The 26,475-nt window shown below is 57.7% G+C and carries 32 protein-coding genes and 1 pseudogene; 28 read left to right on the forward strand and 5 right to left on the reverse strand.

What is annotated here, in order from left to right; all coding sequences use genetic code 11:
- Nucleotides 1–26: 26 nt before the first annotated feature.
- The 6 genes from D6Z43_RS24400 to D6Z43_RS24425 all read left to right on the forward strand — a co-directional run bounded on the left by D6Z43_RS24400 (nucleotide 27) and on the right by D6Z43_RS24425 (nucleotide 5,460).
- Nucleotides 27–1,577 (forward strand): 2-isopropylmalate synthase, encoded by a 1,551-nt coding sequence (locus D6Z43_RS24400; RefSeq protein ID WP_120654570.1) that lies wholly within the window; start codon nucleotides 27–29, stop codon nucleotides 1,575–1,577.
- Complete coding sequence (locus D6Z43_RS24405) at nucleotides 1,574–2,377, forward strand: energy transducer TonB (protein WP_120654571.1); 804 nt, start codon at nucleotides 1,574–1,576, stop codon at nucleotides 2,375–2,377. The genes D6Z43_RS24400 and D6Z43_RS24405 overlap by 4 nt, the downstream gene beginning before the upstream one ends.
- Nucleotides 2,374–2,826, forward strand: a complete 453-nt coding sequence (gene rimI, locus D6Z43_RS24410) for a ribosomal protein S18-alanine N-acetyltransferase (protein ID WP_120654572.1) — start codon at nucleotides 2,374–2,376, stop codon at nucleotides 2,824–2,826. The genes D6Z43_RS24405 and rimI overlap by 4 nt, the downstream gene beginning before the upstream one ends.
- A 71-nt stretch (nucleotides 2,827–2,897) precedes the next feature.
- A complete protein-coding gene (can, locus tag D6Z43_RS24415; protein WP_120654573.1) occupies nucleotides 2,898–3,542 on the forward strand; it encodes a carbonate dehydratase in 645 nt (214 codons plus the stop codon).
- Between the two features lie 3 nt (nucleotides 3,543–3,545).
- Nucleotides 3,546–4,457, forward strand: coding sequence for a DMT family transporter (locus D6Z43_RS24420; RefSeq protein WP_120654574.1), 912 nt, complete (start codon nucleotides 3,546–3,548; stop codon nucleotides 4,455–4,457).
- Nucleotides 4,458–4,461: 4 nt separating this feature from the next.
- Nucleotides 4,462–5,460 (forward strand): isocitrate/isopropylmalate dehydrogenase family protein, encoded by a 999-nt coding sequence (locus D6Z43_RS24425; RefSeq protein ID WP_120654575.1) that lies wholly within the window; start codon nucleotides 4,462–4,464, stop codon nucleotides 5,458–5,460.
- A 117-nt stretch (nucleotides 5,461–5,577) separates the two neighbouring features.
- Here the strand turns inward: D6Z43_RS24425 and D6Z43_RS24430 are convergent, their stop codons facing one another.
- Nucleotides 5,578–5,805 carry a hypothetical protein gene (locus D6Z43_RS24430; protein ID WP_120654576.1) on the reverse strand — a complete coding sequence of 76 codons (228 nt, stop codon included), beginning with the start codon at nucleotides 5,803–5,805 and terminating at the stop codon, nucleotides 5,578–5,580.
- A 130-nt stretch (nucleotides 5,806–5,935) separates the two neighbouring features.
- The gene (locus D6Z43_RS24435) at nucleotides 5,936–6,139 is read right to left on the reverse strand and encodes a hypothetical protein (RefSeq protein WP_120654577.1); all 204 of its coding nucleotides are present in this window, start codon (nucleotides 6,137–6,139) and stop codon (nucleotides 5,936–5,938) included.
- 216 nt (nucleotides 6,140–6,355) lie between these two features.
- Here D6Z43_RS24435 and D6Z43_RS28485 point away from each other — a divergent pair.
- From D6Z43_RS28485 to D6Z43_RS28835, 7 genes and pseudogenes are all read left to right on the forward strand, one after another.
- Nucleotides 6,356–6,646, forward strand: a pseudogene (locus D6Z43_RS28485) (tyrosine-type recombinase/integrase); the annotation flags it as partial.
- 33 nt (nucleotides 6,647–6,679) lie between these two features.
- The gene (locus D6Z43_RS24445) at nucleotides 6,680–6,958 is read left to right on the forward strand and encodes a type II toxin-antitoxin system RelE/ParE family toxin (RefSeq protein ID WP_120654578.1); all 279 of its coding nucleotides are present in this window, start codon (nucleotides 6,680–6,682) and stop codon (nucleotides 6,956–6,958) included.
- A 12-nt stretch (nucleotides 6,959–6,970) separates the two neighbouring features.
- On the forward strand, nucleotides 6,971–7,276 hold the full coding sequence (locus D6Z43_RS24450; RefSeq protein ID WP_120654579.1) for a HigA family addiction module antitoxin: 306 nt from the start codon (nucleotides 6,971–6,973) through the stop codon (nucleotides 7,274–7,276).
- A gap of 41 nt (nucleotides 7,277–7,317) precedes the next feature.
- The gene (locus tag D6Z43_RS24455; protein WP_120654580.1) at nucleotides 7,318–7,608 is read left to right on the forward strand and encodes an excalibur calcium-binding domain-containing protein; all 291 of its coding nucleotides are present in this window, start codon (nucleotides 7,318–7,320) and stop codon (nucleotides 7,606–7,608) included.
- A gap of 304 nt (nucleotides 7,609–7,912) precedes the next feature.
- A complete protein-coding gene (locus D6Z43_RS24460) occupies nucleotides 7,913–8,191 on the forward strand; it encodes a type II toxin-antitoxin system Phd/YefM family antitoxin (protein ID WP_120654581.1) in 279 nt (92 codons plus the stop codon).
- A 305-nt stretch (nucleotides 8,192–8,496) separates the two neighbouring features.
- Nucleotides 8,497–10,914: a DNA cytosine methyltransferase gene (locus D6Z43_RS24465; protein ID WP_120654582.1), complete on the forward strand. Its 2,418-nt coding sequence runs from the start codon at nucleotides 8,497–8,499 to the stop codon at nucleotides 10,912–10,914.
- A 1-nt stretch (nucleotide 10,915) separates the two neighbouring features.
- Nucleotides 10,916–11,476: a very short patch repair endonuclease gene (locus D6Z43_RS28835; RefSeq protein WP_371924430.1), complete on the forward strand. Its 561-nt coding sequence runs from the start codon at nucleotides 10,916–10,918 to the stop codon at nucleotides 11,474–11,476.
- A 4-nt stretch (nucleotides 11,477–11,480) separates the two neighbouring features.
- On the opposite strand, the gene D6Z43_RS24475 is transcribed toward D6Z43_RS28835, so the two are convergent.
- On the reverse strand, nucleotides 11,481–12,743 hold the full coding sequence (locus D6Z43_RS24475; RefSeq protein WP_120654584.1) for an McrC family protein: 1,263 nt from the start codon (nucleotides 12,741–12,743) through the stop codon (nucleotides 11,481–11,483).
- A gap of 17 nt (nucleotides 12,744–12,760) precedes the next feature.
- Complete coding sequence (locus D6Z43_RS24480; RefSeq protein WP_218569228.1) at nucleotides 12,761–14,260, reverse strand: McrB family protein; 1,500 nt, start codon at nucleotides 14,258–14,260, stop codon at nucleotides 12,761–12,763.
- A 387-nt stretch (nucleotides 14,261–14,647) separates the two neighbouring features.
- Between D6Z43_RS24480 and D6Z43_RS24485 the strand changes: the two genes are divergently transcribed.
- Nucleotides 14,648–15,673: a hypothetical protein gene (locus tag D6Z43_RS24485; RefSeq protein ID WP_162945872.1), complete on the forward strand. Its 1,026-nt coding sequence runs from the start codon at nucleotides 14,648–14,650 to the stop codon at nucleotides 15,671–15,673.
- Nucleotides 15,673–16,533: a hypothetical protein gene (locus D6Z43_RS28000; RefSeq protein WP_162945873.1), complete on the forward strand. Its 861-nt coding sequence runs from the start codon at nucleotides 15,673–15,675 to the stop codon at nucleotides 16,531–16,533. The genes D6Z43_RS24485 and D6Z43_RS28000 overlap by 1 nt, the downstream gene beginning before the upstream one ends.
- Nucleotides 16,534–16,564: 31 nt before the next feature.
- Here the strand turns inward: D6Z43_RS28000 and D6Z43_RS24490 are convergent, their stop codons facing one another.
- Nucleotides 16,565–17,083 carry a hypothetical protein gene (locus D6Z43_RS24490; RefSeq protein ID WP_120654587.1) on the reverse strand — a complete coding sequence of 173 codons (519 nt, stop codon included), beginning with the start codon at nucleotides 17,081–17,083 and terminating at the stop codon, nucleotides 16,565–16,567.
- Nucleotides 17,084–17,530: 447 nt separating this feature from the next.
- Here D6Z43_RS24490 and D6Z43_RS24500 point away from each other — a divergent pair, with 447 nt between their 5' ends.
- The 13 genes from D6Z43_RS24500 to D6Z43_RS24555 all read left to right on the forward strand — a co-directional run bounded on the left by D6Z43_RS24500 (nucleotide 17,531) and on the right by D6Z43_RS24555 (nucleotide 26,446).
- Complete coding sequence (locus tag D6Z43_RS24500; RefSeq protein WP_120654589.1) at nucleotides 17,531–17,803, forward strand: helix-turn-helix domain-containing protein; 273 nt, start codon at nucleotides 17,531–17,533, stop codon at nucleotides 17,801–17,803.
- On the forward strand, nucleotides 17,796–18,017 hold the full coding sequence (locus D6Z43_RS24505; protein ID WP_120654590.1) for a hypothetical protein: 222 nt from the start codon (nucleotides 17,796–17,798) through the stop codon (nucleotides 18,015–18,017). Before D6Z43_RS24500 ends, D6Z43_RS24505 begins: the two co-directional genes overlap by 8 nt.
- A 3-nt stretch (nucleotides 18,018–18,020) precedes the next feature.
- Complete coding sequence (locus tag D6Z43_RS24510; RefSeq protein ID WP_120654591.1) at nucleotides 18,021–18,302, forward strand: DUF5447 family protein; 282 nt, start codon at nucleotides 18,021–18,023, stop codon at nucleotides 18,300–18,302.
- A gap of 3 nt (nucleotides 18,303–18,305) precedes the next feature.
- Nucleotides 18,306–18,518: a hypothetical protein gene (locus D6Z43_RS24515; RefSeq protein WP_120654592.1), complete on the forward strand. Its 213-nt coding sequence runs from the start codon at nucleotides 18,306–18,308 to the stop codon at nucleotides 18,516–18,518.
- Between the two features lie 265 nt (nucleotides 18,519–18,783).
- On the forward strand, nucleotides 18,784–19,182 hold the full coding sequence (locus D6Z43_RS24520; protein ID WP_120654593.1) for a DNA-binding protein: 399 nt from the start codon (nucleotides 18,784–18,786) through the stop codon (nucleotides 19,180–19,182).
- A gap of 162 nt (nucleotides 19,183–19,344) precedes the next feature.
- The gene (locus D6Z43_RS28490) at nucleotides 19,345–19,470 is read left to right on the forward strand and encodes a hypothetical protein (protein WP_256660918.1); all 126 of its coding nucleotides are present in this window, start codon (nucleotides 19,345–19,347) and stop codon (nucleotides 19,468–19,470) included.
- Between the two features lie 11 nt (nucleotides 19,471–19,481).
- Nucleotides 19,482–19,778: a hypothetical protein gene (locus D6Z43_RS24525; RefSeq protein WP_120654594.1), complete on the forward strand. Its 297-nt coding sequence runs from the start codon at nucleotides 19,482–19,484 to the stop codon at nucleotides 19,776–19,778.
- Between the two features lie 237 nt (nucleotides 19,779–20,015).
- Entirely contained in the window at nucleotides 20,016–21,272 is a 1,257-nt protein-coding gene (locus tag D6Z43_RS24530; RefSeq protein WP_120654595.1) for a hypothetical protein, read from the forward strand.
- Between the two features lie 2 nt (nucleotides 21,273–21,274).
- Entirely contained in the window at nucleotides 21,275–21,646 is a 372-nt protein-coding gene (locus tag D6Z43_RS24535; protein WP_120654596.1) for a hypothetical protein, read from the forward strand.
- A gap of 7 nt (nucleotides 21,647–21,653) precedes the next feature.
- Complete coding sequence (locus tag D6Z43_RS24540; protein ID WP_120654597.1) at nucleotides 21,654–22,760, forward strand: zonular occludens toxin domain-containing protein; 1,107 nt, start codon at nucleotides 21,654–21,656, stop codon at nucleotides 22,758–22,760.
- An 11-nt stretch (nucleotides 22,761–22,771) separates the two neighbouring features.
- Entirely contained in the window at nucleotides 22,772–24,118 is a 1,347-nt protein-coding gene (locus D6Z43_RS24545; RefSeq protein ID WP_120654598.1) for a type II secretion system protein GspD, read from the forward strand.
- Nucleotides 24,119–24,197: 79 nt separating this feature from the next.
- On the forward strand, nucleotides 24,198–25,460 hold the full coding sequence (locus tag D6Z43_RS24550) for a hypothetical protein (RefSeq protein ID WP_120654599.1): 1,263 nt from the start codon (nucleotides 24,198–24,200) through the stop codon (nucleotides 25,458–25,460).
- Complete coding sequence (locus tag D6Z43_RS24555; RefSeq protein WP_120654600.1) at nucleotides 25,457–26,446, forward strand: tyrosine-type recombinase/integrase; 990 nt, start codon at nucleotides 25,457–25,459, stop codon at nucleotides 26,444–26,446. Before D6Z43_RS24550 ends, D6Z43_RS24555 begins: the two co-directional genes overlap by 4 nt.
- The last annotated feature ends 29 nt before the right edge of the window (nucleotides 26,447–26,475 follow it).

Here is a 26,475-nt window from a genome sequence, read left to right on the forward strand (position 1 = left end):
CACGGTGGGGCCGTGAGGAGCAAGCCATGAGCAGCCAAGATCGCGTCATCATCTTCGATACCACCCTGCGGGACGGCGAGCAGAGCCCCGGCGCTTCCATGACCAAGGAAGAAAAGCTGCGAATCGCCAAGGCCCTGGAGCGCATGCGGGTGGACGTGATCGAGGCCGGCTTCGCCATCGCCAGCCCCGGCGACTTCGAGGCGGTAAAGGCCATTGCCGACAGCATCAAGGACAGCACCGTGTGCAGCCTGTCGCGGGCAGTGGATGCCGATATCGACCGCGCCGCCGAAGCCCTGGCCGGCGCCAACTCCGCGCGCATCCACACCTTCATTGCCACCAGCCCCATCCACATGCAGTACAAGCTGCGCATGCAGCCGGACCAGGTGGTGGAGCAGGCCATTCGGGCGGTGACGCGTGCACGCAACCTCTGCGAAGACGTGGAATTCTCCTGCGAAGACGCCGGCCGCTCGGAAATCGATTTCCTCTGTCGCATCATCGAAGCCGCCATCGATGCCGGTGCTCGCACCATCAACATCCCCGACACTGTTGGCTACGCCATTCCGCACCAGTACGCGGAAACCATGCGCCAGCTGCTGCAGCGCATCCCCAATGCCGACAAAGCGGTGTTCTCGGTGCATTGCCACAACGACCTGGGGCTGGCCGTGGCCAACTCCCTGGCTGCCGTTGCAGTGGGCGCCCGCCAGGTGGAATGCACCATCAACGGCCTGGGCGAGCGCGCCGGCAATGCCGCGCTGGAAGAGATCGTGATGGCCATCAAGACCCGCCAGGACGTGCTCGGTGTCTACACCAACATCGACACACCGCACATCCTCAGCACGTCGCGCATGGTCTCCGGAATCACCGGTTTCCCGGTTCAGCCGAACAAGGCCATCGTCGGTGCCAACGCATTCGCCCACGAGTCCGGTATTCACCAGGACGGCGTGCTCAAGCACCGCGAAACCTACGAGATCATGTCCGCCCAGTCCGTCGGTTGGCACACCAACAAGATGGTGCTGGGCAAGCACTCCGGGCGTAACGCGTTCCGCACCCGCTTGGACGAGCTCGGCATCCAGCTGGGCAGCGAGGCCGACCTGAATGCCGCCTTCACCCGCTTCAAGGAGCTGGCGGACAAGAAGCACGAGATATTCGACGAAGACCTGCAGGCGCTGGTATCCGACACCTTGGGCGAGGAAGCCCCGGAGCACTTCAAACTGGTCTACCTGGAGGTCGCCTCCAAGACTGGAGAAGTGCCCCAGGCCAAGCTGGTGCTGTCCATCGACGGCGTGGAGCAAGGCGCGAGCGCCGACGGTTCCGGTCCGGTGGATGCCACCTTCAAGGCCATCGAAAGCCTGGCGACGTCCGAGTCGAGCCTGCAGCTCTATTCGGTCAACGCCATCACCCAGGGGACCGATTCCCAGGGTGAAGTCACCGTCCGCCTGGAAAAAGCCGGACGAATCGTCAACGGAAACGGTGCGGATACCGATATAGTTGTCGCCTCCGCAAAGGCCTACCTCAACGCGCTGAACCTGATGCAGGCCGGCGTGCGCAAGGCTCACCCACAGGTTGCTGACGTTTGATCACAGAACACCGTCGTCGCGCGTATCTCGATGCCATGCAGGTAGCCACCTGGCTACCCCGCACGGCATTGCCCTTCGCCGCACCTTCCAATCCCGAATTGCTGGCCCTGGTTCCGGATGTCCCCCACGAGGACGCACCGGTGCCGGTTGCTGACGCAACGCCCAAAGCACCCGCAGCGGAAGCCCGCCCGTCGGCGCCCTCCGCGCGCGCCAGGATCGAGATTCCCCGTCCTGGCAGCGCCCCGCGACCGGCCGTACAGCCCGAACCCGAAACGGCTGCCGAACCGGAAACCGCGCCGACCAAGGCGGAAACGCTTCCGCCGCCGCGCTTCTCGCTGCAGCTTCTGCGCGCTGGCAACTGCCTGCTGCTGGTGGAGCTGCCAACTGGCGAGCCGTTCCAGAGCCGAGACCCGGCCTACCTGCTGCTGAAAGACCTGTTGCGCGCTGCCGGCCTGCCGGACAGCCCGCAGATCCTCGGCGAGCCGGTGCGCTGGCCGTTGCTCAGCCGCGGCAACATGGACCAGGGCCCCGATGCCGCACGCGACTTCATCCAGGGCTTCGTTGGCGTGCGCATGGAAGAGCAGGGCGATTGCGCCTGTCTCTGGCTCGTGGGCCTGCCGGCGGTGCGATTTGCCGGTGAGGCCGACGCCACTGCCTTCAACCGAGAACTCCAGGTTGAAGGCCTGGGCGCCACCTGGGCACTGCCTGGCCTGGAACTGTTGATGGACGAGCCCGAACTCAAGGGCGCACTCTGGCAAGCCATGCGCCGCGTGATGCGCCGCTGGAAGAACACTGAATGACCGATGCCGTTTCCTTCCGCCCGATGACCGAGGCGGACCTCGATACAGTCCTGAAAATCGAATACGCCGCCTTCAGCCATCCCTGGACCCGCGGCATCTTCAACGACAGCCTCAAGTCCTACGATTGCTGGCTGATGTTCGAAGGCAGCCAGCAGGTCGGCCACGGCGTGATCAACGTCATCGTCGGCGAGGCCCACCTGCTGAACATCACCGTCAAACCGGAAAGCCAGGGCCGCGGCCTGGGCCTGCGCCTGCTGGAGCACCTGATGGAGCGCGCCCGTGAACTGGAAGCCGGCGAATGCTTCCTCGAAGTGCGCGCCAGTAACCAGTCCGCCTACCGTCTGTACGAGCGTTATGGCTTCAACGAAATCGGCCGTCGCCGCGACTACTACCCCGCCGTGGGGGGCCGCGAAGACGCCCTGGTCATGGCCTGCACGCTGATCGATTGAGCCCGGCGCAGGCCATTGCCAAAGCTCCCGGTGCTCCGTAAGGTGCCGCCAGCCAGAAGAGGAGAAGAAGCATGAGCGACCTGCAACAGTTGATCGACAACAACGCGCGCTGGGCCGAGAAGATCAAGCAACAAGACCCGGACTTCTTTGCCAAGCTGGCCAAGCAGCAGGTGCCGGAGTACCTCTGGATCGGCTGCTCCGATGCCCGCGTGCCGGCCAACGAAATCGTCGGCATGCTGCCCGGCGACCTCTTCGTCCACCGCAACGTGGCCAACGTGGTACTGCACACCGACCTCAACTGCCTGTCGGTCATCCAGTACGCCGTGGACGTGCTCAAGGTGAGGCATATCCTGGTCACCGGCCACTATGGCTGCGGTGGCGTCCGCGCCGCCATGCGCGATACCCAGTACGGCCTGATCGATGGCTGGCTGCGCACCATTCGCGACCTCTACTACGACCAGCGCGAGCACCTCGCCACCTTCGCCACCGAAGAAGAGCGCGTCGACCGCCTCTGCGAGCTGAACGTCATCCAGCAGGTGGCCAACGTCAGCCACACCACTATCGTCCAGAACGCCTGGCACCGTGGCCAGGAACTCTCCGTCCACGGCTGCATCTATGGCATCAAGGACGGCATCTGGAAAAACCTCAACGTCACCGTCAGCGGCATGGAACAACTGCCGCCGCAGTACCGCCTGCGCCCTATCGGACAGAACTGAACCATGACGCAATACAACAGCCGGGCCGTTGGCCTGGCCTGGCTCGGCCTGCTCGTGGCCAGCGTTTTCTGGGCCGGCAACGCCTTGGTTGCCCGCGCCTTCCACGATGCCATCCCGCCGTTCACTCTGGCCTTCTGGCGCTGGACGCTGGCGCTGGCCATCCTCCTGCCTTTCGTCGCACGACCCATGTGGGAACATCGCAGCGCGCTGCGTTGCGCCGGCTGGCGCCTGCTGGTGGTGGCAGCCCTGGGGATCAGCACCTACAGCGTGCTGCTCTATTTCGCCGCGCGCACTACGGTGGCCATCAACCTCACTCTGCTCAACACCTGCCTGCCGCTGGCGACCTTCATCGGCGCGGGCGTGCTGCTCAATGAGTGGCCGCCACGACGTGCCTGGCTTGGCATGGCGGTAGCGACCAGCGGACTGCTGGTGCTGATCGCCCAGGGCCGCCTGGCGCAACTGGCAGCGCTGTCGTTCAACCCGGGTGACCTGATCATGTTGCTTGCCGTAGTGGACTGGGCGCTTTACACGCTGCTGCTGCGTCGCTGGAACCACTACTTCAAGCTGCCGCCGCTGGTGCTGCTGGGCGCCTTGGTGGCGAGTGGCGTGCCCATGCTTCTACCGTTCTATCTGCTGGAGTTGGCCAGTGGGCAGCGCTTCGAGCTGTCTGTGGAAAACTTTGCCGCCATTGGCTACACCGGCGTCTGCGCTTCCCTCCTGGCCTACCTGTTGTGGAACCAGGGCATCCGCATTCTGGGTGTGGCCAAAGCCGTGCTCACCAATTACCTGATGCCGGTGTTCACCGCGCTGCTCGGATACCTGCTGTTGGGCGAGGGCTTGCAGGCCTACCATTGGCTGGGTGGGGCGATGATTTTCTCCGGCCTGTTGTTGGCGACGCGCCCCTCGCTGAGGTGAGCCTATGCACAAACTAGTCGTCATCCCAGGAGACGGTATCGGACGCGAAGTGGTGCCGGTTGCGGTCGAAGTGCTGGAGAAACTCCTTCCCGACCTGCAAATCGTGGAAGCCGAGGCCGGCTGGAGCTGCTTCCAGCGCGGCGGCAATGCCGTTCCCGAGGCGACCTACCAAGCGATTCGAGACTGTAGCGCAGGCATTTTCGGCGCGGTCTCCTCCCCCACTGGCCAGCGTGTGCCCGGTTACCGCAGCGCCATCCTGCAACTGCGCCAGGGTCTCAAGCTCAACACCAGCCTGCGCCCGGTACGCAGCTGGCCAGGCGTCTCGCCTCGGCCGGGCGTCGACCTCATGATCCTCCGCGAGAACAGCGAAGGCCTCTACAGTGGTCGCGAGCACTGGGAATCCGAAGGCGTCGCCATCGCCGAACGGGTCATCAGCCGCGTTGCCTGCGAAGCGCTGGCGCGCTGTGCCCTGGACGTAGCCAAGGCGCGCAAGGCCCGGCGCATCACCCTGGTCCACAAGGCCAACGTCCTGCCCGTGACCTGCGGCCTTTTCCGTGACACCTGCCGCGAGGTCCTGGAAGGGGAGGGCTGGGCTGCAGAACTCGACGAACGTCTGGTCGACCTCGCCGCCCTGCAACTGGTGGAACAGCCCGAAGCCTTCGACCTGATCGTCACCAGCAACCTCTTTGGAGATATCCTCTCCGACCTTGCCTGCCACTGGAGCGGCGGCCTCGGCCTTGCGCCTTCCCTCAACTGGGGCAATGGCATCGCCTTGGCCGAACCCGTCCACGGCAGCGCTCCCGACATCGCTGGCAGCGGCCGCGCCAACCCCATCGCCGCCATCCTCAGTATGGCGCTGTTGCTGCGCTACCACTGGCAGAAACCCGCCCTGGCCATACGGCTGGAAGCCGCTGTGGAAAACTTCCTGCGCGAAGAAGGCAAAGCCGACTTCGGCTTCGAAACCACTCGGGTAGTGGGGCAGGGCATCCTGGCTGTGCTCTAAGGCTTTTGCTCCCCTCTCCCTTCAGGGAGAGGGGGCGGGGGAGAGGGTCTCCAGCCTAAGCACCGACCTCCCAACCTCCACAAAAAAGAAAACCCCGCCAAAGCGGGGTCTCAAATCTCAACCAGAATCTATCTCCGGCGGCCCCGGAGGAGCCTTCTCCACCAGAACCAGCATCCGTTTAGGCGCCCGAACCTCGAGCCGCGCCGAGCCATTCACAATTGGCCCAACCACAATCTCGATCCCCTCCGCCTTCAACATCTCCATCAACACTGATTCGCTGATTCCTTCCAGCACCCTCAGCGTAAGCACGTCACCTTCCCTGCGTTCGCCAACATGAATATGCATGTGGATTGCCTCGCATGGATGACCGTGGGAGGGGAACACGGCACGGAGAGAGGGGCTATGGGGGAAGCGTTAGTTCAGATACTTCCTATAGGCGGTTCGGATTTTCGGAAGGTAGCCCGTATTTCCCGGCTCAGGGAATCGCGATCTGCAAGCTGCCCATGCTGAGCTTAAGGAAGATGAACCAGCCAATAGTGCTCATGATGCCAAGCACGGTGTAACCAACGATGATGCCCAGCGCGATCTGCTTCCAGAGTCCTGCGTAGTTCTTGGTTGGTGCCACGCGGTGGGGCGGCGTTTCGCGTTCTGCTCGGATGCTTTCGAAGTCGTCTTTCACTTTCTCATCTGTCCGTATGGGCGAATTGTGTGACCTGGGAACGGTGCCTGCTCTACAGGTTGCCATCTCCTGCGCCATTGAAAAAGGCGCGGTGTGACTGGCAAAGGTCGGGGCTTCGATGCCCGTGTTCAGGCTTGATTCTTCCTGAAATCAACCTGAGGGAACAGTGACGGTATGCGATTGCCGGCATGGGATTTCGTCATCGCCTTCGTCTGCAGCGGATCTATGTTCATGTCTCGCAGGGCCGCATTTCGAAGTGCCTACCAACGCTGTGGTTTCCACACGCCAGGGCAGATGCCCCATATCCTCCGGCATACCTTCGCCAGTCACTAGATGATGGGTGGAGGAGACATCCTCAGCCTGCAGCGGATCCTCGGCCACTCTTAGATTGCGATGACGATGCGCTATGCGCACCTGTCGCCGGATCATCTGGAGTCGGCCTTGAGGCTGTCACCTCTCGCGCAGCGTCGCCATTCGGTGCTGGCACTACGTGGCAGCGTGGGTTAGCATTGTTTAACGCTTAACGTTAAGGATTAAAGCGTGATTTTGAGCTTTCGATGTCAGGAAACTCGAACTCTGTTTGAAACGGGTGATTCGCGGCGCTGGAGAAACATCCTGACCGTCGCTACTCGAAAGCTGGTGATGCTCAACGCGGCCACTGAGCTTCGAGACTTGCGGTCCCCGCCCGGCAATCGGTTGGAGCAGTTGGCTGAGAATAGGGCTGGGCAACACAGCATCAGGATCAACGACCAGTGGCGTATTTGCTTCGAGTGGACCGAGGCAGGCCCTGCGAACGTTGAGATAGTCGATTACCACTGAGGAGGAGGCACCATGACAATCAATGGCATGCGGCCCATTCATCCTGGAGAGATTCTGCGGGAAGAGTTCCTGGAGCCGCTGGACATCACACCGGCCGCACTCGCTCGTGCGCTGCATGTGTCCGCGCCAACCGTGAACGATATCGTGCGTGAACGTCGCGGGATCACTGCTGACATGGCTCTGCGTCTGGGCCGTTACTTCGATACCACCGCCCAGTTCTGGATGAACCTGCAGACTGAGTACGCCTTGGCGACGACTTACGCTGAGGCTGGTGAAGAGATCGAGCACGAGATAGAGCCGCTGCGAGCGGTTGGATAGGCTAAGCAGTTCACATACAACAAGGAAGTCGAAGCTCTGACATGAAGAAACTCATCCTCATCCTCGCTGTCGGTTTTGCTGCATGGCAGTTCTACTTTAAGCACCAGGATCGTCAGACAGTCACCAGTTACGACAGTGATTCTGCGCCTTCCAGCTTTGCAGCCCAGCAGTCTGCAGCCGCGCTTGCTCGTACCTATTCATGCGATGGGCGGACCTACTGCTCGCAGATGAGCTCATGCGAAGAGGCGACTTACTTCCTGCAGCATTGCCCTGGAGTGAAGATGGACGGGAATAACGATGGTGTGCCGTGTGAGCAGCAGTGGTGCAACTGAGGGGGATGTAGACAGGGTGTAGTCACTTTGTAGTCACTACCCCAGAAAGCACAAAGGGTTAGCTTGCGCTAACCCTTTGTTTTGTATGGTGGCTACACCGGGACTTGAACCTGGGACATCAGCATTATGAATCACCCGAGCAACGCCCCGACGGAACCCAAAGCCCCATAAAACGGGCCTTACAGCTGTCCCCTAACCTCGCAAAACCTCAGCTTTCCAGAAAAAGTGCCGGATGTAGTCACCGTTTGCCGCGATCTTCTCCTGTCGTAAACGGAGTCTTGGTCGAGACCTATAGGAGGTTCAAATGGTCTTTCCGATCCTGGCGGATGTTGCCATCCCTCTGACTGACTTTAAGCGCGACCCGATGGCGGTCGTTCGCAAAGGGCACGGCGAAACCGTGATCGTCCTTAATCGCAACGAGCCGGCCTTCTACGTCGTCCTGCCTGCACGCTACCAGGCCATGCTAGAACTGATCGAGGACCTGCGTCTGGTTGAGCTGGTTTACGCCCGCCAAGGAGGGCCGACCGTGGCTGTGGATATTGAGGACTTGATCGTCCGGAAAATCGATAAAAAGCCCCTCTAGCCGGATTGATCAACCAACCAAGTGGGAGAGAAGTCTCTTCCCCAAAGAACGGGATTTCAGAGGAGGGGTAACCCCGCAAAACCGCTGTCTTGCAAGGGAGGCTGCCGATATGGTCAAGCTGACTCGAAACCCCGTGCGACCGGTCTGGTCCGAGTGGGGGATGACCGACCTTTACGGTATGATTCCCCATCATTTTCGATTTTCTGGCTCGCTGCATCTCTGCCCTACGCCTTCTGCGTGGCACGCATGGACGGCGCCCATTGAACGCAGCGGTCAGCCAGCAAACCTCTCTATAGTTGAGCCCAATGATCGATCCCATCCTTGACCAGGTACGTCAGCAAATCCAGTCCCGAGGCCTAAGCCTCAAAGACGCAGCCGCATTGATCGGCGTAGGTGTATCAGTGCTTAGCCGGCATCTGGCAGGGGAGTACGTTCGTAGTGACTCGCTTGCCAAGTACCGCCTCTGGCTTGACGGATCACCGGTTGTCAAAGGCTCTCAATCCCCGCAGGAAGCTGAAAGCACTCAGAGCTATGACGATGTAGAGATGCCGTCGCCGCTTGCTGGCCTGGTCCCGGCTGACTTCATCCCAGAGCGGCCTCTGAATGTCGTAGATCTCTTCTGCGGTTGCGGTGGTATGTCGTTGGGGTTTGAGCGCTTCAAGGGGGGCAATGTTTTTCGGATTGCTATGGCCCTGGACATTGAGGAGCCGATGGTCAGGGTCTTCAACGATAACCACCCGTCCCCCTCTGGTGATCTTCCGATTGCGAGACGAAGTGATATCTCCGATTTCATGAATGAAGCAGAGATTCAAGGCTATTACCTAGATCATCTGGCTCGCTCTACAGATGACCACGCCCTGGCGAATGAATTGGCTGACCTAGGAGGTGGTGGGGTCCCCGCACTGCGTAAAAGACTGAGAGAACTCGATGAGCAGTTCTTGGCTGACCTGGGCGCCCGACGGAGTTCGCAAGACTATGTTTCAGCTGTTCGTGCCCTTGGTTCAGCAGTGCTTGGACAGACTACTGTGCAGGGTTTTCACAACGCTACCAAGTTGCCGGCCAGCGGTACTGCATCGCCAAAGGTCGGGCCGCTGATCTGGAACAACGACGGTGCTGTTTCGGATTCAGTGCGTTCCTATTCGGGGATCACTGAGGAGAAGCTGCTCCGTGCATGCCGGTCCCGGATGAAAAAACTGTGGGAAGAAGAGCTGGAAAAGATCTCGACTCGCTCCAGTGGTTCTGGGCGTGGTCAGCTGGCATCTGCTGCTGAGCGCATTAATAAGTTCCGCGACTTCCTTGATACAGCGGCAATGCGTGCAATCAAGGCTCTTTGGATTGAGTGGCGTTCTACTCGAGAGGCGATTAGACGCTCCTTCTTTGAAGATCCGATTATCCAAACACGTCTGCGAGCTGTTTATGAGAATGGGCGGCAAGTCGCGGTCATTCTCGGCGGACCGCCATGTCAGGGGTTCAGTCGGATCGGTCGAGGCAAAATCCGCAGCCTTCAAGAGCAAAGCGTGCACGTTCATGAAGACGAAGAGTCTGTCGATAGCCGCAACCAGCTGATGCACCAATATGTCTTGTTTGTTGCGGCTCTCGCGCCTCAGGCGTTCCTATTTGAGAACGTGCGGCATTTCCAGGCCGTAGTGAAGTCTGACGGAGTTGAGTTCGACGCCGCAGATATTCTCGCAGAAGCTATTGAGTCCGTATCCGCCAGAGGCCTTGGATATGCTGTTTCTCGACGCATCGTCGTTGCATCGCAGCATGCGGTTCCGCAGGCTCGTGAGCGCTTTGTCATGGCCGGTGTAAGAAAGGATCTTAGTCGACGGCTCTCTGGAATTGATGCCGCGACTTGGTGCCTGTCGCTTCCAAGGCGGGAGCCGGTTCCTCTTCAGGTTGCGCTGGAAGGTCTGCCAGAGCCGGAGTTCAGCAACCAGGAACAGCAGCAACCAGTTCTGCCGAAGCCTGAAAAGGCCCCTGTTCTCAAAGGGAAGGCCAGGGAGTTGGCTAGTGACGTGTTCAGGGCATGGGCCTTCCAGGGCACGTCTGTTGACGCGCACTTGGCTAGACCCCCTCGTCCTGACGATGGCGCGTTCTTCTCCTTGATGGGGCCTGGTAAGCGATGGATGGACTATCGTTGCGAGGAAGCTCCGACGCTTCAGCGTCTGGCTACAGCTTTGTCGTCGATCATGAAGGGACTAGAAGCTTCTCCAGATATCGCATCTAAACTAGGTGTTTCGTTGAGCGAGATCCAAAGCCTATCTGAACTGGCTGACGGGTCATTGAGCCTTCGTCTCCTATTGGAAAGTATCCCTCCGCAGCCTGGTGAGCTGCAGCACCATCTACTGACTGCCACCTACCTTCGTAAAAAGGAAGGTGCACACGGAGATTGGTTGTCGCGTATGGACCCTGCCCAGCCGTCCAAGACGATTGTCAGCCATATGGCCAAGGATACTTACGCCTTTGTTCATCCATTCCTTCCACGCACTCTCTCCGTACGCGAGGCTGCTCGGGTCCAGTCATTCCCGGATGACTATCGATTCGGAAGTGTTGGTTTGGTCGATGGCTTCAAGGTCGTCGGCAATGCGGTCCCTCCACTGCTGAGCCTGCAGTTTGCAGAGCGCGTGGCACAGATATTGGCGATTGCAGATCGTCCTCGCGATCAGTCGGGAGTTGAGGATCATCGTAAAGAACGACAGCCAGAGCAGCTTGAAATCTGCTGATGTGACATCAGAACCAGAGACCTCCATACAGCGAAGCGCCAATATGGCTCGGATCAGGGGAGTTGATACCTCTCCTGAACTGAGGCTTAGAAAGGCGCTCTGGCATGCTGGGCTGCGTTTCCGATTGAATATGCGAATCGAGGGAGTTCGCCCTGATCTCGTATTCAAGGGCAGACGGATTGCCGTATTTGTAGACGGTTGTTTCTGGCATGGCTGCCCCCTCCACTACGTGAAGCCTCGGACCAAGACCGAGTTCTGGGCTATGAAGCTCGCGGCCAATACTTCCCGAGACCGTATTCAGACTCGATTGCTGCTCGAAAAGGGCTGGATTGTGCTCCGCTATTGGGAACATGAGCTGAACGACGATCTAAGCAGGGTCGTGCAGGAGATCTCTATCCTTCATACGGATCCCTCGATTTATCAAGCCGAAGCACGAAAGGTTGTCACCAGGGTGTGTCAGGCAAACCCTGGCGGCACTATAGAAAACTGGATTATTGAGGACCTTCTGGAAAAAGAGGTATCGATAATTGAGGCACGTTCCCGACGCGCAAAACGAAACTGATGGCTCAAATGAGGATTTTTTCAAGAGTGCAGGAAAGATTGGTGTAAGCTACTTTCTTGGTGTTCTCATTACGGCTTAGAAGGCATTCTAGATCTACGCCTACCAGATGCACCTTCGCTGCACTGTCGGGGATCTCGTACATTACAGTCCATCCAGCTTGCATCCATGGTAGCTTGGGGACAAAGACGATCCCTTTCTCTACTTTAAAGCGTCCAAGGTATGCATTGATTTGGTATAGGTCATCTCGATCGATGCCGTACGCTCTTTTGGTTCTATCCAATCTTTTCCATTTTGCATCAGCTATAGCAATCAGTTCTTCGTTCTTATGTATGATGTAATCTGGTCGTAGTTGGACAATTCCTTTCTGGCTCTGAGGATCGTTAAGGAGAAAGAGAGGGGAGCTGTTGTGACGAATATTCAGGCCTACATTTTTTATTGACTCTGCAATTATCTTCCGCATCGACCTTTCAAAGAGGTGTTCGAGCTTGAAGAGCAAAGAAAATGCACTGTCCTCTCCCGAGAATGTTGGGTCGGGTGAGTGGCCTGTTGATAGCATTTGTCCTATAGATATAGTCCGCTCCCATTGAGCTTCATGGCGGGAGATTTTTATCAAATGTAGTTCGCGGCTACTGAACTCTCGGCTATTGATGTTTGAGAGAAGCTCAAGTATTGCACCAAGCCGTTGTCTGTTTACGCTGCTTGTGGTTCGATGATGCAGTACGCCAGCAATGTATTTTACTGCTTGAGAGAGTTGGTTCCCTGCGCTCAATGGGCTATGCAATATGGGTATGAGGGCGTTTCCAGGAGGACGTGTGGAAAGACGGGGAAAGTCGATTTTCCCTCGTATCGATTCAGAGTCCTCCCGCTTTTCTTCGTAACGACGTGGAACCCCCTCTCTGAGAGCTGTTTCTATCTCGCTTGCCAATTCAGATATGACTATTTCGAGAGGCTCGAATGCAGTCTTTTTGGTCTGTGCAGCAGCAAATTTTGGGTTTTTGATATAACCAGAGGACGCGAGCAGGTTAAATAGGAAATTCTCGTCTCTATTTTCTTCCGGGGTGTCAAGCTTTGGGAGTATATTTAGCTGTACTCCTTGCGTCTGAATAAAACCAACGACTTCCGCTACATACAGCTTGTTGCGCTTCCATCGAAATGCGTTGATCCCTAATGCCTCCGCCGCTCGCTGTAGATTTTCATATATGGTGCGACGATCATGCCCATCTGGAATGTCGATGGGCGCACCTTCTTGTGTCGTAATCTTCAGCAATTTATCCGTCTCGCTGCTTAGTGCCCATTAGCTAATGCGATCACAAAGCGCTGGAAATTGGCGGCATCCCACGATTCGCTGCTTGGATCCCACCAATGGGAATAGGAGAGCGATCTGTTTTCGGATAGCTCATACTCCTCCTCAAGACGATCAAGGAATTTTTGGTCAGGCTGCGAGCTTTCAAATAGCGAGATAGTGAGAGTGTCACTTTGTGCAATTCCTGCAACTGCTTTGACCTTGCTCCAGTCGTTATGAAGGTACTCGGCCAGTGTCGGAAGTATGTTTGTTCTGAGCACATGAGCAAATACTTTCGCCTGACCATCGGAGTCGTCAGACCATGACATCAGGGATCGTATCTCTTCCAGTCGATGTTCCATTAGGAACGCATGGCCAAATTCATAGCCACTTCCTAGTAGTGCTGTTACTCGGTTGTTGATTCTCTTCAAGAACTCGCGCGCAGGCATCCCCCCATAGGAGGTAAGGACCTTCTCTGGGTTTGCTGGTACCAAAATGAAGTCAAAGCGGCGTCGCATCGCAAAATCAAGGGCCGTCAACGACCGATCTACTGTATTCATGGTGCCGATGATTGAAACGCTCGAAGGAACTGTAAAAGGTGATTTTGAGTAAGGTAACCATGCCTGTTTTTCCTCAGGCATGCCCTCTCTCTTGTTAACCTCCAACAGAGTAAGAAGCTCTCCGAATACGCGCGATGATTCAGCTCGATTTATTTCATCTATGACTAATGTAACGGAAGTTGGGGCGCTAGATTCTTGGCTCTGGAGCTTAAGGATTTCCCTGATCACTGCGCCGATGTGGGCAGAGTTTGCAAGGTCCGAAGATGAGAATATCTCGGTGTCTGCAGCTATAATCCTGCGCACCACAGAGCCAACTCGAGTTGAGTCTGTTTCATTCTTCTCTGCCCGCGGTGGTGGCAGCCTGGGGTCATCAGAGGAAATTCCATACTCAGAAAGCTTTACCGGCGCATTTCCAGGAATAGAGAATATTTTTGGAGATAACTTCTTTGCAAGAATCTTACTGACAACATAGCGCGGAACAAATTTGTCAATCCGCTCCGCGATCTCATCCGATCGATTTGGTGTGACTCGAACGACCCACCCTTCGGCATCCTTTCTGACAACCTGGCCTGCGTCCCTTCCGCTACCATCTTTCAAAATCGTCTGAAGAGGGATATCTCCAGTGAGCCTCGCACGTTGGCAAAGCATCTTGAAAGGACCATCTACGACTTTGTATGCGAGTTGATCTTGCTCATTGAGAACGGGGCGGAAACCTTCTACGAAGTCTTCATATGAGTAGCTGGGATGGAAAGTCACCCATAGGATTCTTCCGTCTGCCACCAAGCTATCGTGGATCGACTTCAAAGCTTCCTCCGGAGCCTCCCCAGCCAATGCCTTTGCATAGAGGTCGGGGTCCGTCGCCTTGACCGCCTCTCTCATTGCTTGCCAGGTTTTTCCTGTCCCCGGTGGGCCGTACAGGATCTTCATCGTTGGTTTGGCCAAAGTGGGCCTCCCTTCCACATGTCTGTTGAGCTGGTGGTGAGCAGGATATATGGATGAAGCATGGAGCACTATGGGGGAGTGAGGGCTTTCTGCGTTCCAGAGGAAGTTGGCTAGACCTGGGTAGTCGTCTGGCTGGTCGGCTGAGGCCAAAGGTATCAGGCGTCGCTTTACGGGCCCCTCAATAGGGAGTTATCTTCGCTCCATGACGCATGAATAAGCAGGGAAGTAAAGCATGGCACGGAGCCACATATCTTTCTCCGTTGGACGTTTAATTTAATTGCAGACTTGCTTAGTAGCATGGGTGCTTTAATTGTTTTCAAGTTTTAAAGTTGATGGAATTTTGAGTCGCAATTTGAATTATTATTGGCGTTTAAGGTGAATATTAAAGTGAAAGTAACTCTTTTTGGAACCCCTCTTAGGGATGAAGTGTTGGGCGCGGCGTATTGGGTGGGGTATGCGGACTACGCTTTTGCGATAGATAAGCTGTTCCCGTTAATTCAGAGCCTCACGATACAAAGGAATTTGCAGAACCCATCGTTTTATAGCCGGCTCCGGAATGATCTAAAGATTGGGTGTGTTATACCGCCCATTACCATCGCCTTCATTATAGAGGGTGACCTCTCTGTGGTGGATGAGAGATATATAAATGAAAAAATTTCTGATGGATTCGTTTTGGATGGTATTCAGCGATTAAACGCTATACAGAGGGCGTTTAATGAAATTGATGGGCCTGATAGAGAGACGTTTTTAGGGAGAACTCTCCATCTAAATATTATTGTGGCTCCTTCTATGGATAGACTGCTTTATAGGATGATTACTCTAAATAACGGACAGAAACCGATGTCTCCCAGGCATCAAATCGACATTTTATCTGAGACCATTTTTGATTTTGAAACTCTTTCTCTAAAGAATCAGTCGCACAAATCTCGGCAGGTTTCTTCGAATAAGCTGCATATTCAAAGGTCCGACATTGTAAAGGGATATATTGCATTTCTTGCGAGTACACCGGCGATTGACAATAAATTAATCATCGAGGAGAAGATGGATGATTTGATTGCAGAACGTATTATTGATAGCAATATAAGTGTTGATAAGTTTGAGTTTATTGAGGTGCTTGGGTGGGTTGCGGATCGTTGTGTTGATGTTGATGTTAATAAATGGTTTGTTTCTGGTAACAATTTCATTGGGTTCTGTGCGGCTGCTAGAAAGAATTTTGAGCAGCTAAGGGCTGAGTCGACAGAGTCGCTAGCTTGCGCTATTGAACGATTTGAAAGTGTCTTCTTGCATTTTGACAAGAAGAAGATAAAGGTTGGTGATTATCGTAGGAAGATGGTGTATGAGTACTTTGGTGAGATTGGAAAGTTTTCGGTTCTACCTGATAGTGATGTTGTGATTGAGTTGAGTCAAAGATAATGTCGGCCTTCGATTACATTGCGCCGGGTGTTTTTAAGAAGTCTGTGTTTGGCTGCAGTAAGCCGTCAGAGAATTATAGGCTTAAGTCCTTTATGATGTTGATCGGTATGGGGGGGATCAGTCGAGGTGCCTCTACTTCAATAAAAAAGCTTGAGACTGATTTCTTGATGATTCCCGTTCAAAGTCCTGCTTCGCCTTCAATTTCAAATGTTTTGGCTAAGTTTCAGGGGTTTTCTCGATCGGAGTTAGATGGCTTTTTTTTTAGGAGCATAACGAAAAATCATAAGCTGCATCAAAACATATATGGTGAGTTGAAGAATGCTATTGGTCATCATGCTGAAGGTAGCCCGGTTGCATGTTTTTTATATATTTATAGATTGATCGAGCAAACTGCACTTTGCCTGCCAATGGTTTCAATAATAAGTAAAGGAGGGTTCAATAATACATTTGATGCTTTTAAACAGCTCGTTGACGGGAAAGCAAAATCTGACCTTTCCGTTCTCAAGAAGTACTCCGAGAACATCCTTGATCCTGCGGTTGGGGACTCCGTTGCGAAGCTTGATTTTTCAAGGACGTTGAGGCCAAAGCAAAATGTTGAGGTTGTGAAGCGTTTTATTGTTCAGGCCAATATTGTTTCGGAAACAATTGATTCAATCGAAATTAAATATAGAAATCTGGATGCATTGATAGTTGGGTTTCGTAATCAGTTTTTTCACTATTTATTTCATGAGAGAAATCTATCTATAACAGATATTGATAGTCCTGATGATTTTTTGAAGGTCTGCAATCCGATTTTTCTAAATTACTTTGCATTTTTGTATCATGATTTAGTGGTGTCAGAGCTTACGATATGGGGTTGATATAAAGGGACTCTAGGCGGGTATTTGAAGCTCAGTTGTTAAGCTCCATGTTGACTATTTTGTCAGCGGCTTCATTTTCCATTACTTTGTAACCATTCCAGTAAGAGTTTTTACCCCACTCAATATGGAAGCGCTTCATCGCTCTAGCCCGAAAATTTGAACAGTCCAACTGAGTCCACTTCATTTCATGCGGATTGCATGCAGGGTGATGAATAAAGATGCTATTAAATTTCATCAGTGAAACCGAATAATCTACTGGTCGCTGCCTTGGCCCGATAGGAATCTCAACAGGGTTTGCAGACGGCACAAAAGCTAATGGTTCAGGAAGTGGTTCAGCGGTTTGAGGGCTTACGTCCTGCACCTGCTTTGTGCCGTTGACGTAGATTGCCTCTGAAAGCTTGTCCAGATCGACAGTGATACCCCAACCTGTCTTGGCTAGGGTGAAGAGGACCGCTGCGTTTATGGCGGTAATGACGGTTACCACCACCCATGGGTTTAGCCGTTTTGCCTTCTGTTGGTAAATCGGCCTATCTTCCCTTTCTGCCTTCATCTCTACCTTCCCTAGTCGTTACGGGCGTACCAGCGCCTAGCTACTTCTTTAGTGATCGCTATCCCGCGTTCTGATCGGGCAAGTTTCGATGGGCCTCGTCGTAATCCGGGCTTCGATGTCCGTGCTCGGGCTCAACTCTTCCAGAAATTAACCAGAGCGCGTAGTGGGGGTATGCATCTGCCAGGATTCCCACTTCCTCGGTGCTGATCCTGATCTTCCCGCCGCTGATGTTCCTCCAGCGTTCGTAGTTTTTACCTCCGAGCTCGCTCAGGTGCTTGGGTCCTACAGTTCGGATCAGTTGAAGTGCTCTGTTTCGTACAGCATCCATGGACGTTTCTCAGGCAAGAGTAACCTTTACTCATTTCGAGGTGAGGAGTAAATTTTACTCATGAGTAATTTTTACTCTTTCTGTGGCAATCAAGTCTGATCCGATTATAGGGACTATGTATGGAACAGTCTGGAGTAGTGGGGCTCACCTTCGAAGGGGATCCCAAGCGCATCACCGATTTCCGCGACGCACCGTTCTGCACGCAGCTCGTCTTGGCCGAGATGCTGGGCATCGACGACATCACCGAAGACACGGTGCGCGGCTGGGTCGAAACCAAGACCATCCCAACCGCCAAGATCGGCCGCCGCCGTGTGATCAACCTCCACCGCATCCGCAAGGACCTGGAACGGGGCAAGACGGTCTTCTGCCAGGGGGACTACGCCGATGAGTAAGACCCACTACCTCGTGGAAATGGCGACCCTCCATGGGCCGACCCGGCAACGTCGCTGGCACCGTGTCCACCAGGGCACTTCCCGTACCGACTGCCAGCAGTGGATCAATGAAGCCGTTGCGTGCTTCCCCACCGAAGAAGAGTTCCGCCGCTCCTTCAGTCTGACCCGCGAGCGTGCCCGGCAGGCCTATCGCGTCCGTGGGGTGAGGGCATGAGCCATGCAGCCGACTTATCCACACCTCACCCACGCCGCGAACTGCGACTGCTCTGTTTGCTGGTCCCGTCGCGAACTGGCGGGCAGCGCGCCCTCCCGGTCCACGTCCTGCGCGCACTGCCGCCCCGCGCAGATATCCAGGGTCGCTGGGCGCTGTGTTTGCCAGCCGGCCTCGTACTGCGAGAAACACAGGCCCGCGCGCCGCGCCCCGACGTACTGGCACGTTGTGTACGACAGCGGGCCACCCACGCCCTTCGTGCCCATCCACGAGCCATTCGAGGACTGAGCCATGACTGACGCCCAACTCATCGCCCTGGTCGTGGCCCTGATCGCCTTCCTGACCTTCCGGCTGGCCAAAGCCCTCGGGCTGCTCCCCCGCCTGCGCCCCCACACCGCATTCGCCCAGGTCCAGGGCCGCCGCACCGGCTTGTCCGAACATGCTTCACCGTTCGGCCAAACGGAGCGCCGGGCGAAGCGCACCCTTGACCGCCCACCACCCTGAAAAGCCTCGGCTGGGGAGAGAGGGGCAACGCTTCACAGCCCCGCGCTCCCGAGCCCTCGGCGGCAAGAGCGGGATGACAAGGGCAGCGCCCTTGGTGTTTGAGGCCTGACCGGCCACCCCGCAGCCCGACCGAACGCACCAGGCACCACCAACAGCCACACCGACAGAACGGCCAATCACGGGTCGAGGGACCCTTCACGCCCAAGAAAGTCGAGCCGGCTGATTACAGACCGCGCCCAAGGCGCAACCAAAAGAGGAAATACCCATGTTCGACATCCCAACCGCCAAAGCCACCCTGGAAATCCTCGTCGTCCAGACCGACTGGTACGCCAAAAAAGACACCGGCGAAGTCTTCGCCAGCCTGCAGGGCTTCTCGCCCATCCCCCAGGGCTCCAAGGAACGCCCCAACGCCCGTGGCTTCGAGTTCACCGGCTACAGCTGCGACCCCACTGTGCTGGAAGAAATCGACTTCAGCCGCGGCCCCCAAAAGATGAAGTTCGAAACCGCCGTCCGCCCCACCCGCGACCAGTACGGCCGCATCGAGAACAAACAAGTGATCGTCGCCGTCGTGCACGACCAACCGGCTTCGCGCAGTGGCCAGCCGAACCGCCAACAGCAGCCCGCACCGGCTACCGCGCCGGCTGACTCCGGCAAGTCCAACTAACCCCCAGCCCACAGCTCACCACTGAGAGGGAAGCGATATGGGAACGATGGACACGCTGCTCGCCCAAATCACCCTCGGTGACCTGTGGGCGCTGCAGTTCATATCCGGGGTGCTGCAACTCATGGCCCTCGGACTCATCCACGGACACCAGAGGTAACCGGTATGGCGCTCACCTGGACGCAGTACCTGGTTCTCGCTGGGTTCATGGTCGGGGCCCTCGGGATCGGCGTCGCCTGGGGCCAGTTCCGGCTCGGCTGGAAAGAAATCATCGACGCCTCATCTGCATAAGGAACCTTCCCATGCACAAGCAACTCACCGTGCGCTCCGGCGCCATCGCTCACCAGAACGGCACCAGTGTCGGTAAAGCACTGGGCATCAAGCATGCCGTTCTCTACACCGTCATTGCCGCCGCCATGACCGCTGGCACGGCCAACGCCGCCATCGAAGTTCCGCCAGATCTGATCCAGGTCTTCGCTGACCTGGCCAAGGCCTTCGGCGTGCTGATGGCCGCCGGTGCCGTGCTGTTCGGCGTCATCCGTGGCGGCGTGGCCCTGTTCAAGCTGGCCGGCCGCATCTTCTCCGCCGCTGGCGCCTAAGCAGGACGCGGATAGATGCGTACGGCTATCCGCATTCTGGTTGCCCTCACGTTTATGGCGTGGGGGCAATTGGTGTGGGCGGTGGATTATTGGTGGCAACTGACAAACAGCGCCGTCCGCTATCCATCGGCCTTGCTGGCTTGCCAAGCTGCCCAGAGCGCGTATCCCGGTGGAATCTACAAATGGGGTTCACCCTCGGTAGTTCAATGCGGCTATATCCACCCCAGCACTGGCACAATGGTTCAGTACAATCGGACGGCCAGCCGTTTTGGCGATAGTTGTCCGCCCGGCACTGACTATGACGCCGAATCCGGAGGCTGCACGGCACTTGCCGACTGCGCAGCCACCGCCGGCCAAGAAATCCTCAAAACCCAGGTCTGCCAGTACAACACCGCCCTCAAGCTTGCCGTCTGTGACGACCAGGTCGCCTTCGAGGGCTGCAAGTACACGGCAGGCGGCAGCAAGTCCTGCATTGCCATCCTCGACCAGCAGACCTACCAATGCACCGGCAGCTTCTACGGCTCCGGCGAATCCAACGGCACCGCCCCCGATACCTGTACCGGCGAAGACTGCTCCCAGCCCAAGCCCGACGACCCCAAAACCAACTGCGTTTCGGCCAATGGCGTCGAAACCTGCTTCGATCCCAAGAAGCCCGGTTGCGGCACCGTCAACGGCGTTGAGGGCTGCTTCCAGGAAGAGCCCGGTTGCGGCTACTTCAACGGCGCCTACCGTTGCATGGAGGCCGAAAAGCCCAACCGCAACTGCGGCTACTTCAACGGCAAACAGGTCTGCTACGACCCGAACGACCCCACCAAGCAGATCCCCGAATCCTCGTCCGACCATCCCAAGAATGGCGGCAATGCCGACGGCGACGACACCAACGACCCGCGCCCCTCCACCGGCACGGGCAGCAGCTCCCAAGGCTCCGATGCAGGCGCGACCAACCAGGCCATTGAAGACCTGGGCGAGAAACTCGGCCCGAAGATCGACAAGACCAACTCCCTGCTCACCGATATCCAGGGCCAGCTCGGCGAACTGCTCGACGGCCTGTTCGGCGAAGAATACGACGAGTCCGGCACAGGCACCGATGGCGATGCGGAAGCGGCAGGGCAGGGCGCGGGTGACGCACTGGCCGAGCAGATCGGCAAACAGACCGACAAGATCCTGGGCGAACGCGAAGCCGAAGTGGATGCCGCCCTCAAGGCGTTGCCGAAGACGGTGACCGATGGGTGGTTCGGCGCCGACGGCCACAAAGTCGGCCTCAATAACGTCCTGGACCGACTACTGCCTTCGGCCATGGGCTGCGCCAACTACACCATTAACTTCGCCTTGGGCGACTACCGCGCCTCGCTCGTGTTGCCGGTGTGCGAACTCACTCGGCTCAAGCCGTTGCTTGAGTACGTCATCTGGATCGTCACCGTCATCGGCCTCTGGAAGATCCTCTACGCCGCCCTGCGCCAGGAAGACGCCAAAGCCGCGAAGGGAGGCTTTTGAGCATGGGCTGGATCATCGGTTTTCTGCGCACCCTGTTCCCCCGCCTGTTCGGCGGGCTGGCCAAGCTGCTCCTGGGCTTCTTCGGTCCCCTGATCGGCCCGGTCATGGGCTTCATCGCCCAGTTCTTCAAGAAGGTCGGCATCCTCCTGCTGGTCATCGTTGCGATCGGGTTGGCCATCGAAGCCCTGGCCTTCGCGGTGAGCCTGCTGTTCGACCAGATAGCCAACCTCGGCCCGCCCTGGATGCTGGAAATTGGCCGGATGTTCGTGCCGAGCAACCTGTCCTTCTGCGTCACCCTCCTGGTCGTGGCCAAGATCAAATCGCTGATCTTCCTCTGGGTGACGCGGCTCTCCGAAAAGTTCATCCACACCTGAGGCGCCCATGGCCGTTTACATCGTCACCGGCAAGCTGGGCGCGGGCAAAACCCTGCTGCTGGTCATGCAGATCCTCAAGTACCTGAAAGCCCGCCGCCGCGTCGCGGTCAACGTCGACGTGTTCATGGGCAAGCTGTGCAAGCCCGGCAATACCTACTCGCGCCTCGTGCGCCTGCCCGACCTGCCCACCGGGGCGGACCTGCGCGGCCTCGGTGTCGGCCACGAGACCTACGACGAAGAAATGTTCGGCGGGATCTTCCTGGACGAAGCCGGCGTCTGGCTCAACTCCCGCGACTGGAACCAGGGCGGCCGCTCCGACCTGCTCAAGTTCTTCCTGTACCTGCGCAAGCGCCGCTGGGACCTCTGGCTCTGCGTGCAGAACGTCAACGTCATCGACAAGCAGGTGCGCGAGTCCATCGCCGAGCACGTCGTCTACATCAACCGCTGGGACCGCCTGAAAGTCCCCTTCATGTTCCGCTGGCCGCTGCAGCTGCTCACCCTCGGCCGCTGGAAGGGCAAGCTGCCGAAACTGCACCAGGCCATCGTCAAGTACGGCGCCAAGTTCAACTCGCCCAAGGTGGATGACTGGTACTACCGCGGCGAAGAGTTCTACGACTACTACGACACCACCCAGGAGTACGACGAGGGCTACGACAAAGGCTCCTACTCCATGCTGCCGCCCGGCTACTGGCGCCGCCGCCTTCCACGAGCCCTGCGCAACTGGAGGTTCTTCATGCGCACCACCCGCATCTTCTTCCGCCGTACCCGCGTGCTGAACGCCTTCTTCCTCGGCGCCTGCTGCGCGCTCCTGCTGGCCGTGCCGATCTTCGGCGCCATCGCCTTCACCGCCCAACCGGCCACCGTCGTCCAGGAACAGCCCACCGCCCCGGCTCCGGTCCCTGAAACCACCCAGCCGCTGGCCGACGAATACGGCGAACTGCGCATCGCCACCTATGGCCGGCTGGCGGGCAACACCCTCTACGTGTTCCGCGACAGCCAAGGCCAACGCATCGCCCAGGACGACCTCATCGCCAAAGGCATCACCGTCAAGGACCGGGGCCCCCGCGAAGCCCTCCTGGTCCGTGAGGCCGACTACCACTCCGTCTTCCGCTAAAGGATCTCGCCATGGACTGGAAACCCGCTCGCTCACTCGCTCTCATCGCCGCCCTGCAGGCGCCCCTGGCCACTGCCGCCGAACGGGTCGAACTCTACGACGCCACCCTGCAGGACTTCGTCGAATGGTCCGCCCAGCAACTGAAGAAGTCCGTGGTGGTCGGCTCCGACATCCGCAGCGCGCCCGTCTCCATCTTCGCCACCTACAGCGGCCCCAAGGAGCTGGAGCAACTGCTGGAGAACGCCGTGCTCGCCTCCGGCTTCCACTTCTCCAGCACGCCCTCCACCTTGCGCATCAGTGCCCAGGCGGTCGAGGAATCACCGGACCTGGTCACCGACGTGGTCCAGCTGCAGCACCTGCAGTCCGACTTCGCCCACCAGGCCGTCAAGGATGTGCTTAGCTCCAGGAGCGACAACCAGGACGGCCACCGCGACCGGGGCATGGTCAGCCCGTCGCCCACCTCCAATGCGCTGATCGTCACCGCCACCCGCAGCCAGCTCGACACCATCCGTGAGGTGGTCAGGGAAATCGACCGGCCTCGTCGGCAGGTCATCATCACCGCCGTCGTCGCTGAACTGTCCGACAACGACTTCGAAGCCCTGGGCCTCAACGTCGGGCTCGACTCCAGGCGCATCGACGCCAGCGGGATCTCCCTGCGCGGCTCCGACAGGTCCGACCTCGGCTTTAGCCTGACCTTCTCCGGCCCGACCCTCTCGGCCTTCCTGCAGGCGGTGAAAGCCACCGGCAACAACCGCATCCTCTCCACGCCACAACTGCTCACCCTCAACCGTGAGCCGGCATCCATCGTCGTCGGCCAGAACGTGCCCTTCATCACCGGGCAGACCACCAGCGGCTCCACGCCGGCCTCCGACCCGTTCCAGACCATCGTGCGCCAGGATGTGGGCGTCACCCTCGAGGTCACCCCGTTCATCACCCCGGCCAACGCCATCGAGCTGGAGGTCAACCAGTCCGCCTCCACCGTCTCCGACGACAAGACCGCCGCCGACATCATCACCAACACCCGGCGCATCAGCACCCGGGTTCAGCTCCAGGACGGGGAGGGCGTCCTCCTGGGCGGCTTACGTTCGGAACAAACCGACAGATCCGTCACGGCAGTTCCGATCCTCTCCGAGGTGCCGCTATTGGGATCCTTGTTCCGCTCCACCAGCAGCCGCACGCGGACCACCAACCTGGTCGTCCTGCTCACTGCCCGCATCCATAGCGCCGCCGACACCGTGCAGGTGCGTGATCCCGTTCGACCGTTGGCGTTACCCGCCCTGAGTGCGGCCGAGCCGGGAATCGGCGCAGCCGGTGAGGGGCTCGGCCGCGCTCAGGCGGGCCGGTCGACGTCCCTGTAGCACGTCTTATGAACCGCTTTTAGAAACCTTGTTGTTACTCACTGATGGGGAAAGAGCAGTGAAGAAAGCAATTGATCAGATGCGTCTGGATGGGCTCACCGCTGAGCCTTCGAAGTTTGGGCGTTTGTTCCTGGACCCGAAGACCGCACGCATCAACGACCTGTCCAGCGTCCGCCTGTTGGGCTGTCGTGTGGATACGGTTCGTCAGCTCTACCGTGGGATGTTGCGTCCTGAGGTTGTCTCTTTGGTGGAGCAGGGCGACATCGTCGAATTTGCCGGGCACCAGTGGCACGCCGGGCGTGTGGGGCGTGATTCGGGCTACCAGTACAAGCTACAGAACGCTGACCTTGGCTTTGTCCTGCTGCTGAAGAACTTCAACGTGAAGATCGACGTGATCGGCGCCCACATGAAGATCGAAGTGAGCCCGCACGCCATTCAGTCATGCACGCCCGATGTCCTGCAGGAGTGGATGGACCGCTTCGCCAGGTCAGCCATGCAACACGTCGAGCCCAATCAATGCGCCGTTCACCTCGCCCTGGACGTGCAGGGATGGACACCTCCCGAGGATCTGATTGACCGCCTGCTATGTCGTGCACGTACCCGTCGCGACCTCTCCGGCATCAAGGAAGTCCACTACGACGGCGAAGCGGTTTCCTATGGCCGTGGCCAGTCCTTCCTGTTCGGTTCGGCGTCAGGCATTCAGCTCGCCATCTACAACAAGTCCCTTCAGGCCTGGAGCATCGACAAGCTCGACTACTGGCGTTCGGTCTGGTCCGGCATGGACAACCCATTCGACTCGGAAGACGACCAGAATTACGACCCCGAAGCTCCGGTCTGGCGTATCGAGCTGCGCTATCACCACTCGATCATTCAGCAATTTGCCGATGGCTCGGCCGATATGGATACCGGCGCCATGATCGACAACCGCACCTTTGCCGAACTGGCCGGCCATCTCGACGGGCTGTTCCAGTACGGCCTGGAGTCTTTCCGCTTGTGTTCCAGTAAGGGCGTCCTCGATGCCTTCTGGACTCTCATGCGCCAGGACGTGAAGGTCTCTATCCCGGCTGAATCGCTCGCCGGACGCACCCACTACAAGCGCCATTTCAAGACCTCTCAGGGCTTCACCGGCAAGAACGTGGAGCTGTTCCTGGGAAACTTCATCAGCCTGCTCGCACGGGAGCGTGTAGGCGCGGAAAAGGCCTTTGCCAGCCTCAGGGAGTGGGTGTGCTGGCCAGTCATTCGCGATCACTACGCCGCAAAGGAAAAGGGCGAGCGTGATATCTACAAGCACATCCAGAAGCTGCTGACGGAGCGAACGATAAGGTGGGGTAGGGCGGTATGACGGCACGCAAGGAAGGTAAGACCTGGACGGCGGACTTCTACGAGAACGGTCGCTCCGGGCGCCGAATCCGCAAGTACGGATTTCTCACCAAGGCTGCTGCTCAGCGCTATGAGGCGAACTTCCTGTCCTTGCTGAAGCAAACCGGCAGGCCGCTGGATGATCGCCTGTCTGACCTGGTGCAGCTCTGGTACGACCTGCATGGCTGCTCACTCAAGGACCACCAATACAGACTCGCTCGGACATTGGCGGTGGTCGAACGACTACACAATCCGTGCGTGTCTGAGTTCGATACGCTCGCCTGGGCTCGTTACCGGCAATCACGCCTCAAGGATGTCTCGCCGCACACTGTTAATCATGAGCAGCGCTATCTCTCCGCCGTATTCTCGGAGCTGAACCGCCTGGGGGCGTGGGTAGGGGACAACCCTCTCGCTAAAGTTCGCCAGATCAAGACCGATCAGGTAGAGCTCACATTCCTGACGCTGGCTCAGATCGAGCAGCTCCTCGAGGAGTGTCGCAAGTCCACCAACAACCATACCTACCCCGTCGCGCTGATCTGCTTGGCAACGGGGGCCCGTTGGGATGAAGCGGAGTCGCTGCAGCGCAGTGCAATCTTCGGCGGCAAGGCGCACTTCCACCGGACCAAGAACCGTCAGTCCAGGTCAGTGCCGATCCCGGCTGAGGTTGAGGCGATAGCGCTCAAAATCGGGATGCCCGGGAACGGCCGGCTGTTCATGTCCTGCAGGGCTGCGTTTCGAAGTGCCTACCAACGCTGTGGTTTCCACACGCCAGGGCAGATGACCCACATCCTCCGGCATACCTTCGCCAGCCACTACATGATGGGGGGAGGGGACATTCTCAGCTTGCAGCGGATCCTCGGCCACTCGTCGATCGCCATGACCATGCGCTATGCGCATCTGTCGCCGGATCATCTGGAATCCGCATTGCGTCTGTCGCCATTGGCGCAAAGCAGGCACGTTCCAGTATGATATCAGTGATTGCAATGATTCCATTGGAG

The sequence above is a fragment of the Pseudomonas sp. DY-1 genome, from assembly GCF_003626975.1.
Lineage (GTDB): Bacteria > Pseudomonadota > Gammaproteobacteria > Pseudomonadales > Pseudomonadaceae > Metapseudomonas.

What these genes read in the sequence shown, in the direction of transcription:
- D6Z43_RS24400 (WP_120654570.1), top strand. Translation starts at nt 27, where the DNA reads ATGAGCAGCCAAGATCGCGTCATCATCTTCGATACCACCCTGCGGGAC.
- D6Z43_RS24555 (WP_120654600.1), top strand. Translation starts at nt 25,457, where the DNA reads ATGACGGCACGCAAGGAAGGTAAGACCTGGACGGCGGACTTCTACGAG.
- D6Z43_RS24425 (WP_120654575.1), top strand. Translation starts at nt 4,462, where the DNA reads ATGCACAAACTAGTCGTCATCCCAGGAGACGGTATCGGACGCGAAGTG.
- D6Z43_RS28000 (WP_162945873.1), top strand. Translation starts at nt 15,673, where the DNA reads ATGTCGGCCTTCGATTACATTGCGCCGGGTGTTTTTAAGAAGTCTGTG.
- D6Z43_RS24535 (WP_120654596.1), top strand. Translation starts at nt 21,275, where the DNA reads ATGGGCTGGATCATCGGTTTTCTGCGCACCCTGTTCCCCCGCCTGTTC.
- D6Z43_RS24465 (WP_120654582.1), top strand. Translation starts at nt 8,497, where the DNA reads ATGATCGATCCCATCCTTGACCAGGTACGTCAGCAAATCCAGTCCCGA.
- D6Z43_RS24450 (WP_120654579.1), top strand. Translation starts at nt 6,971, where the DNA reads ATGACAATCAATGGCATGCGGCCCATTCATCCTGGAGAGATTCTGCGG.
- D6Z43_RS24505 (WP_120654590.1), top strand. Translation starts at nt 17,796, where the DNA reads ATGAGTAAGACCCACTACCTCGTGGAAATGGCGACCCTCCATGGGCCG.
- D6Z43_RS24525 (WP_120654594.1), top strand. Translation starts at nt 19,482, where the DNA reads ATGCACAAGCAACTCACCGTGCGCTCCGGCGCCATCGCTCACCAGAAC.
- D6Z43_RS24490 (WP_120654587.1), bottom strand. Translation starts at nt 17,083, where the DNA reads ATGAAGGCAGAAAGGGAAGATAGGCCGATTTACCAACAGAAGGCAAAA.
- D6Z43_RS24550 (WP_120654599.1), top strand. Translation starts at nt 24,198, where the DNA reads ATGCGTCTGGATGGGCTCACCGCTGAGCCTTCGAAGTTTGGGCGTTTG.
- D6Z43_RS24520 (WP_120654593.1), top strand. Translation starts at nt 18,784, where the DNA reads ATGTTCGACATCCCAACCGCCAAAGCCACCCTGGAAATCCTCGTCGTC.
- D6Z43_RS28490 (WP_256660918.1), top strand. Translation starts at nt 19,345, where the DNA reads ATGGCGCTCACCTGGACGCAGTACCTGGTTCTCGCTGGGTTCATGGTC.
- can (WP_120654573.1), top strand. Translation starts at nt 2,898, where the DNA reads ATGAGCGACCTGCAACAGTTGATCGACAACAACGCGCGCTGGGCCGAG.
- D6Z43_RS24500 (WP_120654589.1), top strand. Translation starts at nt 17,531, where the DNA reads ATGGAACAGTCTGGAGTAGTGGGGCTCACCTTCGAAGGGGATCCCAAG.
- D6Z43_RS24455 (WP_120654580.1), top strand. Translation starts at nt 7,318, where the DNA reads ATGAAGAAACTCATCCTCATCCTCGCTGTCGGTTTTGCTGCATGGCAG.
- D6Z43_RS24420 (WP_120654574.1), top strand. Translation starts at nt 3,546, where the DNA reads ATGACGCAATACAACAGCCGGGCCGTTGGCCTGGCCTGGCTCGGCCTG.
- D6Z43_RS24515 (WP_120654592.1), top strand. Translation starts at nt 18,306, where the DNA reads ATGACTGACGCCCAACTCATCGCCCTGGTCGTGGCCCTGATCGCCTTC.
- rimI (WP_120654572.1), top strand. Translation starts at nt 2,374, where the DNA reads ATGACCGATGCCGTTTCCTTCCGCCCGATGACCGAGGCGGACCTCGAT.
- D6Z43_RS24460 (WP_120654581.1), top strand. Translation starts at nt 7,913, where the DNA reads ATGGTCTTTCCGATCCTGGCGGATGTTGCCATCCCTCTGACTGACTTT.
- D6Z43_RS24545 (WP_120654598.1), top strand. Translation starts at nt 22,772, where the DNA reads ATGGACTGGAAACCCGCTCGCTCACTCGCTCTCATCGCCGCCCTGCAG.
- D6Z43_RS24430 (WP_120654576.1), bottom strand. Translation starts at nt 5,805, where the DNA reads ATGCATATTCATGTTGGCGAACGCAGGGAAGGTGACGTGCTTACGCTG.
- D6Z43_RS24510 (WP_120654591.1), top strand. Translation starts at nt 18,021, where the DNA reads ATGCAGCCGACTTATCCACACCTCACCCACGCCGCGAACTGCGACTGC.
- D6Z43_RS24530 (WP_120654595.1), top strand. Translation starts at nt 20,016, where the DNA reads ATGGTTCAGTACAATCGGACGGCCAGCCGTTTTGGCGATAGTTGTCCG.
- D6Z43_RS24540 (WP_120654597.1), top strand. Translation starts at nt 21,654, where the DNA reads ATGGCCGTTTACATCGTCACCGGCAAGCTGGGCGCGGGCAAAACCCTG.